Genomic DNA, 10,411 nt, shown 5'->3' with positions numbered 1-10,411 from the left:
GTTCTCACACATTTCCATAACTCATATAACCAATATCAACTGAATTAAAATGACAAGTAAAGTAAAACATATAATCTTAGAAAATTTATTTAATAAGGATAAATTGGGTGTTGAGAATACTGGCCACGGAAAAACTGTTACAGATTTAGGAAAGTCAATGTCAAATATTGAATTACACAAAGAAAATGGACGAAAAGTTGAGATTATTGACAACACTTGTTATTCATTAGTTAATAATGGACATATTGAGTTACTTGCTGAGGATGAGAATGAAAAAATAAGACGATATAATATTACAGAATCAGGAAAACAGGCTTATCTTGATGATTATTACCTAAACCAAACAAGAAAAGTTTTTGCTCAATTTATCTTCTGGATTGGAATGCCACTCTTGACATTAATTGGACTAATCCTTGGGAATAGTAAAATTAATAATGAAAACAATAAACTAAATAATAAAATAGAACAACTTGAAATAAAGCTAAAAAAAGCTGAATCTGAAATTGAAATACTGAAGACAAAAAAAACGTGTGAGAACACGGTGTATAAAACATAGCTAATAAGCGCTTAACCGAAAGATTTGTATATATTTAGAAAGTCCGCCAAATTTTTAATTTAGCTTTTAAAAGAGAAAAAATTAAAAACAGAATATAAAAATTCGGCTATGTGTTAACCCGAAAAGTTAGTGTCTTTTTGTATGCTACGTTTCATACACAAGCCCGTTAGCTACAATCCTAAAAAACAAGATTTATAAAATGAATTTACTGAAATTTCAACTATTAATACTCATACTTAGTCTTACATCATGCCTGACTAAAGAGAATAAAAAATCAGAAATTGATTCTGAAAATCAGATTAATACAAAGCTTGATTCTACTATTCTAACTGAACAAAAAAGAAAATTCACTTTACCAAACTCAGAAGTATTTCCTTTAAAATCAAAACACACACAAAAAGAATATGATATATACATTAAGTTACCGAAAGGTTATTACCAATCAAAGAAACAATATCCAATCCTAGTACTTACCGATGCTGGATATGCTTTCCCTTTGGTATCTAGTATCTATAGGAGATTAAAATTTTCCAAAAAAATAAATGAAATAATTATTGTTGGAATATCACACGCAAAAGGAGATCATTTTGGAACATCAAGAACTCGTGATTACACCCCAACATATTCCCCAAATGAACCAAATGGATATTCTAAAGAATCCAGATTAAACTCTGGACAAGCAGATAACTTCATAATGTTTATGAAAAACGAACTTATTCCTTATTTGGATAGTAATTACAAAATTGATTTAACCCAAAAAGCTTTTGCAGGACATTCATTCGGAGGTTTATTAGCTAACTACATTGTGATTAGTTATCCAGAAACATTCGATTACTATATGTCGGGCAGTCCATCACTTTGGTATCACAATAAATCGATTTTTGAAATCGAAAAAAAATATTCTGAAAACAACTCTGATTTAGATGCTAATTTATTTATAGGGATTGGAGCTCTAGAAAACGTACCCAATGGATTTCAAATGGTGTCAGATATGAATACTCTAATAAAGAAATTAAACTCCAGAGAGTATAAAAGTCTTAATATTAAAAGTATTGTTTTTCCCAATGAAAATCATGAAACTGTTTATCCTACATTTATCACTCAAGGGCTATTATGGGCATTTAGAAAAGAAAAACTGTAGCTAACAAAGTATAAAAAACATAGGGCTTTTGTGCTTAATCAAAAGGTCTGTGTTTTTTTGCAAAGTCGCCAAATATAAAATTTGGCGTTTATGAGAAAAAAGATAAAAGCAAAATATTTATATTTAGCTAAGTAATAAATCGAAACGATAGTGCCTATCACCTGCCCTACGTTTCTTATACTGGGCGTTGTAGTGCATTTGAGAAAAACTTATGACCAATAAAGAAACTGAAATAGAAAGAGTATCAAAACGTAAAGTTTTAAATGAAATTGATGATATAAATGAATTTATTTCTGAACTAAGAAAAGCTGGAGCGAATCCAATTGATACTTTTAAAATATTGGCTAATAAGCTGACAATTAACGCAGGTTTAGCTTTCGATATGACTAGAAATTCTCCCGCTTGGAGTCATATATTTAATGTTGACAATCCCTTTACTCAAGATTTTCTTGATTTAGCACGCGAAAATGCAGATGAAGTAGAAATAAAAGATGGTAAAATTGTTGGTATTACTTACAAACTAGATGATGATTCGAAAATCGATTAAATATTTAGTAATTGTTTTAATAAATTTGATAATTCTTACTGGATTATTAGCCTATTGGACTGACTTTGTCGAATTGACTTTCAATAGCTATGTTCGACCAATTGAGTTTTTAAAAATAATCGGACTCACATTACTATCTTTAATCGGAATAAGAATAGCTATTGGATATTTTAGAAAAGAAAACATCTCTGTTAAGAAAAGAATTCGGATTTCAGCTTTGATAACTTTTTTGGTTTCTTCGTTTCTTTACTTTAACTATTCAAAAAAGATTTATGAAAATCGAATCCAGAAAAATGAATTAAGAAAAGAATTGGCAATAAAAATCAAATCGGCAAACGGACTTCCTTTTGGAACAAAAGCTGATAATTTGACTTATAACCAATACAATGAAATAACAAAAATTAACTGGTTTCCTAAATTACCAAAAAATGCTGATAACATCTCCTACTATTATACTTATGACGGTTTTTTACCTGACTATAGTTTTGAATTAAGTTATGACCTCCCAATAGATTCAAGTGTTGATACTATGGAATCAATAGATGGTGATTTTTCAAAGAGTAGACGGTTTGAAATAGTTGGAAGAAAAAAAAGAGTGACATATAACGAAGGAGAAAAGTAAAACGCACTACAACAACATATATGTGATCATAGCAGCAAAGTGATCAATCAGATCGTTCTTGTATATTTGGTAAGGTGCAATGCTTGCAAAAAGGAAAAGTTAGCAACCAATGCACAGAAAAACCGAAAAGCAAGGTAACATTTTTATCTGCTACGACACATATATTAAACGTTATAGCCAATCAAAATTAAATATGAAAATAAAATTATCAGTTCTCCTTTTTATTTTAACAATTTTGTCTGTTAAATCTCAAGAAGTAATTAACGAAACGGAAAAAACTCAAACCGAATTTATTGAGTGGAAAGATGTTGAAATTGCTCCACTCTTTAACGATTGTAAAAGAAAAAAGAAAGAGGAAAAAAATAAAAAATGTACAAAAGACAAAATCAACGGTTTTATTCACCGAAAATTAAATACAGAACTGATCTCAAAAGAATTTAAGTCTAGAACGCTAGTTGAGATTAAAAGCGAATTCATAATCAATAGTAACGGAAAAATTGAAAACATAAAAGTGGATGGACCGACAGAAACAGCTATAAATAATGTTTATGAAATATTTAGTTTGCTTCCCAAAATGTCTCCTGGTATGAATAACGGAAAAGCTGTAAATGTGAAATATAAGCATTTTGTTCGCTTTTATACATTTTAAAAAAGGCTATAACACCAAGTATGTGATCATAGCAGTTAAGTGATAACCCAATGGTTCTTGTGTATTTGCTATGGCGCAAAGATTTTATGGAGAGAAAAGTTATAAAATCAGCGCAGAAAATGTCGATGGCTTGGTAACATTTTGCTCTGCTACGACACATACTTATAACGTTAGGCAACATTTGAGAAATGACGAAACAAGAATTTTTATTTCATCTAAAAGGCGCAAGCTTAGTATCATTAAAATTTGCGGAAAATTATGTGAAAAATAAACTGACAACTGATTTTAAATACAATGTAATTCTCAATGCTTCGACTGACAATCCAAATCTGACCCAATTTGATATTTACCCAGAGGATGATGGAAAAATGAAATTGGATTTTACCGATAATGAAGTTGTCGAATTAATATATCGGAATGGAAAAGTACCAGTATGGATTGACATAAATGTGCTAAAATCGAGCAGGAAAAGTACAACTTTCAATCTACTTTGTTCTGGAAGATATTCGGACGATAAGAAAGAATACTATTATAATGACAATGGTTCTGGTCCATTCGGAATTAAAAGTCCCAAATTACCCATTGGATATAAAGAAGGGCAAAAATTTAAATTAAAATGAGCATCTTAAATTTCTTTAAAAAATTAAGCCGTTCAAAAACTAGCTCTGAATCGGAATGGCTTGTTAAAATTGATAATGATATGATTCTTACTAAAGACTATGAAGGCATAGAAAGGTCATTCAATTATAATGAAATTAAAGAAATTTATATAGAAACTAATGATACAGGCCCTTGGCTGACTGATTTGTGGTGGAGAGTTATTTCTACCAATGGAACTATTCTATCTATCCCTGGTGGTGCTACCGGAGAAAGTGAAATGTTAGAAGAATTTCAAAAATTATCGAATTTTGATAATGAGAAATTTATAACTGCAATGAGTTCAACTGATAACGCCAAGTTCATTTGCTATGAATCAAGTAACGTTGCCTAACACGGTGTATAAAACATAGCTAATAAGTGTTAAACCAGAAGGTTTTGGCTTATTTACAAAGTCCGCCAAATTTTTAATTTGGCTTTTAGAATAAAAAAATTAAAAACAAAACATAAAAATTCGGCTCTGTGTTAATCCGAAAAGTTAGTGTCTTTTTGCACGCTACGTTTCATACACAAGTCCGTTATCAGCAATAAAGCATTTTAAATGAGATATTTAGCCATTGATAGAATTATGTCAAAGGACAACTTGATTGAAAGTAGTGCTCGAATATCTAAAGTTCTGAAAAAGATAATTTCTGACAGGAACGAACTTTCTGCAGAAGAATCTCAAAAGATAGATGAATTAGAAAAAGATATAATAAAAGAGAATGTTTTTAGACTAGTTTCTGTTAGAACTCCAATTGAGGAATTTACTCCTGTAAAATTCGATATGATATTTGATTATGAGAATCTGAATGATACGGAAACTGTTAATTTGACTGTTTCTCATATTTTGCTGAGGAACTATTATTTAATGCAATTCCCTCTAGGTCACCATTGCGAAATTATCGTTAGTTGCGAATCCGGAAAACCTAAACTTTTTGAAAAATTAATGACTGATGATTATGACTCTATAAAAATTGGATTTTGTAATCAATCCGATTGGAAAAATATAAAAAACCAGCTAATGGAATCTAAAGTGGAATTTGAAAAATGGAAAATAAAACAAAATATTTAAAAAAGCTGATAACAACATATATGTGATCATAGCAACTAAGTGATTGATCGAAAGGTTGTTGTATTTTTGGTAAGGCGCAATGTTTGCAAAAAGTAAAAGTTAGCAACCAATGCGCAGAAAAATCGAAAAGCAGGGTAACATTTTGCCCTGCTACGACACATATATTAAACGTTGGCAACAATACAAGCAAATGAAAAGATTCATATTAATACTAACAATTTTATTAACCGTAAAATCTTATGGTCAAATAATAAATGATGAATCTTATTTGGACTTGAGTTTTTTGAAATTTAAGACTGAATTGCTTAATTGTGTTATTCAAAAAGACACTTTAAAATTAAAAGAGTTTTTGGCAGAAAGAGTATTTGAAAGTAAAGATGGTTGTGGATATCCAGGTTGCACTAAAGATGAACTAATAAAATATTACTTCATAGAAAATCCTGAAGATTCTTGGAAAGATATGTTAACTATTTTAAGGTTTAGATTTAGCAGACTGGAGGATAAAAACCCTGAAAACATTATCCCACACGATAAAATAATCTTTCAAGGTCCTTCTTATTTAAAAAAAATAGATACCGATAATGAGCTTCTAATTTTAGCTGAAAACGTAAATATTAGAAAACAACCGAACTTAAAATCTGAGATTATAAGGACAACGTCATACGAAGTTTTCAAATGTGATTGTAATATTTTGACAATGACAAATAAAACCTATCAAACTGTAGATGGAATTAATTGGATTGAAATAAAATTAAGTAAAAATGAAACTGGATATGTATCATCTAAATTCACTTCTTATGACTTAATAAAAGAAATGACAATTGCCAAAATAAATGGAGAATGGAAAATAATATCTTGGTTTCAATCACCCGGATGTTAATAACTGTTGCCAACACGGTGTATAAAACATAGCTAATAAAGGCTTAATCGAAAGGTTTGTGTATATTTAGAAAGTCCGCCAAATTTTTAATTTGGCTTTTAAAAAAGAGAAAATTAAAAACAAAATATAAAAATTCGGCTCTGTGTTAATCCGAAAAGTTAGTGTCCATTTATACGCTACGTTTCATACACAAGTCCGTTGCCAGTAATTATAAAAAATGAACGAAATTGAATATGATTTAGAGAAAATATCAAATAATTTCACCGAAATTTTAGAAGAGTTTCAAAAATTAGAATATGAATACAATTTGAATTTCATAAATCATAAATTATTTAATTTCCGAACTTCATACCTTGCTCCCGCTTATCATTTAAATCGCTTTGATAAGGCAACTAACGAATTCTTTAAAATTGATTTACCTAATTCGATAAAAAAAGGAGTAATTGATGAAAATGATATGAGTTTATTAGCTATTAAACTTCATTTAGAATTCAATTCAGTAATCTATTCAATCAAAATGTCTTTAGACAGGATTGTGTTTTTTATGTCTAAATTTTATAAAGGGATTACTCCTCACAATACATTTGGTAGAATTAATGAGAATGGAAAACCTAAGTCAATGATGGCTGAAGTAGTTCGATTAAAAGATTCTGATAAAATAATGGCTCTGATTCTTAAAAACTATAACGAATGGATATCTGACGCTGTAAAACCTAGAGATACAATAACTCATTACGAAAATTTGACATTGAGTTTTTTAGAAATGGATAACTCAGAGTTTACTCCTGTATTTAGCCATCGAGAAAAAGGAATAAATAGTTTTGGAAGAGAAGAGTTAAAGAAATATATCGATAATTGGTATTTGTTTATCAATAGGCTTTTGGAATTAATATTGAGTGAAAAAATAAAAACTACTGGCAACAATGTATATAAAAAATAGGGCTTTTGTGTTAACCCCAAAGTTCTGTGTCTATTTACAAAGTCCGCTAAATATAAAATTTGGTATTTAAGAGTAGAATAAAAACAAAATATTTATATTTAGCTAAGTGTAAAACCCGAATTATAGTGTTTATCAACCGCCCTACTTTTCATATACAAGACCGTTATGGGGCATACTGTAGCTCTGAAAATCAAAACGCAACGTCTGACAAAACTCGCTCGGATGGANGCTAATTACGATAAAACTGACAAAAAAGGAGTCTGTGATTTTTGAGTTTGGTTAAGGATAGCTTCCATGGCAGCAAAGCGATCGTGTGAAAATAACAACATATTGAGGAATCATTACGCAATCAATCATCGCTATGCTGCGGTTTACTTGCAAAGTGTAGGCTTGTAAAAATGGTACGCCCCATAACACGGTGTATAAAATTATGGCAAGTTTTGGGAGGAATCGAAAGGTCATTTTCTGTTTGTAATGGCGTTAAATTTTCATAAGTTTGAAAAAGATATAAAAACAAACGCAGCTAGGAGTTATGGTTTGAGTGTATTTGCGCTGCCACAATTTATACACGCAGCGTTGGCAAACATTATGAATCTAACTCTAAAATTAATTAAAACAACAAGTTTATTAATATCAACTATTTGTTTGTTCTTATTGATTATTAGCAATAAGACTGGAGAAAGAGGAATGATTGTTATAATATTAATACCTCTAATAATTATTTTCTTTTCAATATTCTTTTTAGCCAGTAGAAAATTGAAGAAAGAAGAAATTAAAGGTACTGAAATTTTAAGTCCTGAACTAATAGATTATATTTATAAATATCATCAAGGTTTTTTTAATAACATAGAGAACAAAGCAATGAATCACTATGTTACAAAAATGAAATTTAAAAATTATGAAAACAACATACCTCCTGAATTTAAAAAACTAATAACTGATGATAAGAAAGCTTTAGGTTTATTAAAAAAAGGATACAAAAGGTTTGTTAAAAATACAGCGGAAAGAATTTACAAAGAACACAGAAAAGAGTTAAATCTAAACTTATGCCCAAAATGTAACAAAATAGCAAGAACTCCTCAAGCCAAGCAGTGTAGATTTTGTAGTTATGATTGGCATTGAGAAAAAAACGATTTGCCAACACGGTGTATAAAACATAGCTAATAAGTGCTTAACCGAAAGGTTGGTGTATATTTAGAAAGTCTGCCAAATTTTTAATTTGGCTTTTAAAAAGAGAAAAATTAAAAACAAAATATAAAAATTTGGCTCTGTGCTAATCCGAAAAGTTAGTGTCTTTTTGTACGCTACGTTCCATACACAAGTACGTTGGGCGTAATTGTAGAAACGAAAAGCCGTACTCAAGAACTTTTGTGTTTTCCCATTTCTTGTTTAATAATCTTCAAATCATTAAAATTAAGGTTGAACCATTCACCTCTTGTTTTTTTACTTTCAAACAACTTATGTAGCCTTTTCTCTTCTGAGATTGGAGCTATCCAAGTTGTTATTAAATCCCATTCAGGATTTATACCTTGAAGTGTTTTTTCTCTTAATTTGGGATTTATGCTTTGTCCTATTTTTATCAGGTTATTTTTAGAGTCTAGCAATAAATAAACTTTTTTTGATTTAGAACTATCAACATCTACATTATCTATATTTTCATCAAAAAACCATCTATAAACACTTAACTTGTCTAATGTAGGAAAACTAATAAATCCTTTACTACTTAAAGGAGCCATTCCGACTGATCCTTTTGGAAGATCCTTAATTTCATTTCCAAGAGTAAAAAAGCCCATCTTTTCAAAGACACTTCGTAATTGATTCTGTAAACAATTAAAAACATCAACAATATCTTTATGAGGATATTTGTCACAAATCAATTTGCAGAATTCGATTGTGAAGGAAGTTCTCGTATTTAAATTAAGACTTAAACTTAATAGAAGAGCTAAGCCACTTAATTCATATTTATGATCTATATAAAAAATTAAATATTCAATTTGATCTTTATCGTCATAAATATGTACTCCATAACATTGATTTGATAGATGGGAAATTACATTGTTAATAGGCCCATTATCTTGTTTATTTAGTAAATAAATAGCATCTCTGTCTAAATCATAACAGAACTCATCAAAATAAGAGTTAATATCTACCATATTCTAAATAATAGTAATTGATCATATCAACTTTTTAAAAGTTCAGAAATAGAAATTTCCAAACCATCAGCAATTTTCATTAAAGTAAGTAAGCGAGGGTTTGTTCTACCCTTTTCAATCATATACAATTGAGTTCTGCCAATCTCACAATCAAAAGCAAATGATTTTTGGTCAATATCCTTTTCTTCTCGTAGTTGCTTGATTTTAGCACCTAATTTTTGGAAATATTTTGATTCTTTCGTGTTCACTATACCGAATTTCGATAAATTATTTATATCTTGTGTTCGGTATAACGAACAAAACTTCAGTGAGCCGATTTAGAAAGCTAAAAATCTATCAAAAACACCAACCTCGTGAATGGAGCAAATATGCAGTTGTTCCTGAAATTCGGCTTGAGGGGAAATGGTTGAGAGAACTTGGATTTGAAATCGGAAAAGAAATTGAAATTAAACAAAAAAAAATAAGTTGACTATTAAACTGATTGACAAAAAAGAAGAAAAATAACTACGCCCAACAAGGTATAAAAAACATAGGGCGTTTAGTGATAACAGAAAGGTCTGTGATTATTTGCAAAGTCGCCAAATATAAAATTTGGCGTTTAAGACAAAAAAGATAAAAGCAAAATATTATATTTGGCTTAGTATCAATCAGAAACGTATTGCTTATCAGTTGCCCTACGTTTCTTATACTGAACGTTAGGGGGCATACTCCAACTCTGAAAAGCAATCCGCAATCTAAACTTTAAACGGAATTTAGGGCAGTCCATTTTTGCAATGGTCTGTGACCGATCCAAAGTAAAAAAGCGATGAAAAAACCACAAAAATGGAGTGTTTAGGAGCAAAACGTGCTAAAAAATCGCTTTTTTAGGGTAAATCACGAAAAGTTAACGGAATTAAAGCCTGTGATTTTCTGGTTTGGTAAGTAATTGATCCAAAGGCAGCAAAGTGATCGCAGGGGGAAATACAATTATTGAGGAACAACAACGCAAACAGATATCACTTTACTGCGGTGTATTAGCAAAGTTTAGGCCTGTAAAAGTGGTACGCCCCATAACAAGCTGTATGAAATCAGGGCAGTTATGGTGTGCCCAAAGGTAGTTTTATGTTTGCAATGGCGCTAATTTTTAATAGGTTTGTAAAAAAGAAATCAAAAACAAGCGCGGCTGGATCGAATGGGCAAGGCTATTTTGCAAGCCCCGATTCATACAGTCAG

At 30.2% G+C, this 10,411-nt stretch carries 14 protein-coding genes; 12 read left to right on the top strand and 2 right to left on the bottom strand.

The features are described from left to right. Window positions 1-49: 49 nt before the first annotated feature. From N456_RS23480 to N456_RS24140, 11 genes are all read left to right on the top strand, one after another. Window positions 50-556 (top strand): hypothetical protein, encoded by a 507-nt coding sequence (locus N456_RS23480; RefSeq protein ID WP_062063021.1) that lies wholly within the window; start codon window positions 50-52, stop codon window positions 554-556. A gap of 199 nt (window positions 557-755) precedes the next feature. Beyond that, a complete protein-coding gene (locus tag N456_RS23475; RefSeq protein WP_062063018.1) occupies window positions 756-1,697 on the top strand; it encodes an alpha/beta hydrolase in 942 nt (313 codons plus the stop codon). Window positions 1,698-1,908: 211 nt separating this feature from the next. Next, window positions 1,909-2,244, top strand: a complete 336-nt coding sequence (locus N456_RS23470) for a hypothetical protein (RefSeq protein ID WP_062063016.1) — start codon at window positions 1,909-1,911, stop codon at window positions 2,242-2,244. Continuing rightward, the gene (locus tag N456_RS23465; protein ID WP_158447963.1) at window positions 2,222-2,866 is read left to right on the top strand and encodes a hypothetical protein; all 645 of its coding nucleotides are present in this window, start codon (window positions 2,222-2,224) and stop codon (window positions 2,864-2,866) included. Before N456_RS23470 ends, N456_RS23465 begins: the two co-directional genes overlap by 23 nt. 193 nt (window positions 2,867-3,059) lie before the next feature. After that, window positions 3,060-3,515 (top strand): energy transducer TonB, encoded by a 456-nt coding sequence (locus N456_RS23460; protein WP_062062819.1) that lies wholly within the window; start codon window positions 3,060-3,062, stop codon window positions 3,513-3,515. A gap of 188 nt (window positions 3,516-3,703) precedes the next feature. Continuing rightward, the gene (locus N456_RS23455; protein WP_062063011.1) at window positions 3,704-4,135 is read left to right on the top strand and encodes a hypothetical protein; all 432 of its coding nucleotides are present in this window, start codon (window positions 3,704-3,706) and stop codon (window positions 4,133-4,135) included. Further along, a complete protein-coding gene (locus N456_RS23450) occupies window positions 4,132-4,506 on the top strand; it encodes a hypothetical protein (protein WP_062063008.1) in 375 nt (124 codons plus the stop codon). The genes N456_RS23455 and N456_RS23450 overlap by 4 nt, the downstream gene beginning before the upstream one ends. A 207-nt stretch (window positions 4,507-4,713) precedes the next feature. Next, entirely contained in the window at window positions 4,714-5,226 is a 513-nt protein-coding gene (locus N456_RS23445) for a hypothetical protein (protein WP_062063007.1), read from the top strand. Between the two features lie 190 nt (window positions 5,227-5,416). Further along, the gene (locus N456_RS23440) at window positions 5,417-6,106 is read left to right on the top strand and encodes an SH3 domain-containing protein (protein WP_148639437.1); all 690 of its coding nucleotides are present in this window, start codon (window positions 5,417-5,419) and stop codon (window positions 6,104-6,106) included. Window positions 6,107-6,323: 217 nt separating this feature from the next. Next, entirely contained in the window at window positions 6,324-7,046 is a 723-nt protein-coding gene (locus N456_RS23435; protein WP_062063003.1) for a hypothetical protein, read from the top strand. A 474-nt stretch (window positions 7,047-7,520) separates the two neighbouring features. Further along, the gene (locus N456_RS24140) at window positions 7,521-8,168 is read left to right on the top strand and encodes a hypothetical protein (protein ID WP_148639436.1); all 648 of its coding nucleotides are present in this window, start codon (window positions 7,521-7,523) and stop codon (window positions 8,166-8,168) included. A 236-nt stretch (window positions 8,169-8,404) separates the two neighbouring features. On the opposite strand, the gene N456_RS23425 is transcribed toward N456_RS24140, so the two are convergent. Both N456_RS23425 and N456_RS23420 read right to left on the bottom strand, forming a co-directional pair. Further along, window positions 8,405-9,199 (bottom strand): GIY-YIG nuclease family protein, encoded by a 795-nt coding sequence (locus tag N456_RS23425; RefSeq protein WP_062063000.1) that lies wholly within the window; start codon window positions 9,197-9,199, stop codon window positions 8,405-8,407. Between the two features lie 26 nt (window positions 9,200-9,225). Further along, on the bottom strand, window positions 9,226-9,447 hold the full coding sequence (locus tag N456_RS23420) for a helix-turn-helix domain-containing protein (protein WP_062062997.1): 222 nt from the start codon (window positions 9,445-9,447) through the stop codon (window positions 9,226-9,228). Window positions 9,448-9,479: 32 nt separating this feature from the next. Between N456_RS23420 and N456_RS25505 the strand changes: the two genes are divergently transcribed. Then, window positions 9,480-9,668 (top strand): SymE family type I addiction module toxin, encoded by a 189-nt coding sequence (locus N456_RS25505; RefSeq protein ID WP_420834736.1) that lies wholly within the window; start codon window positions 9,480-9,482, stop codon window positions 9,666-9,668. Window positions 9,669-10,411: the final 743 nt, after the last annotated feature.

The organism is Aquimarina longa SW024 (genome assembly GCF_001401755.1).
GTDB classification, from domain to species: Bacteria; Bacteroidota; Bacteroidia; order Flavobacteriales; family Flavobacteriaceae; genus Aquimarina; species Aquimarina longa.
This window is presented reverse-complemented; position numbering and strand designations above follow the sequence as displayed.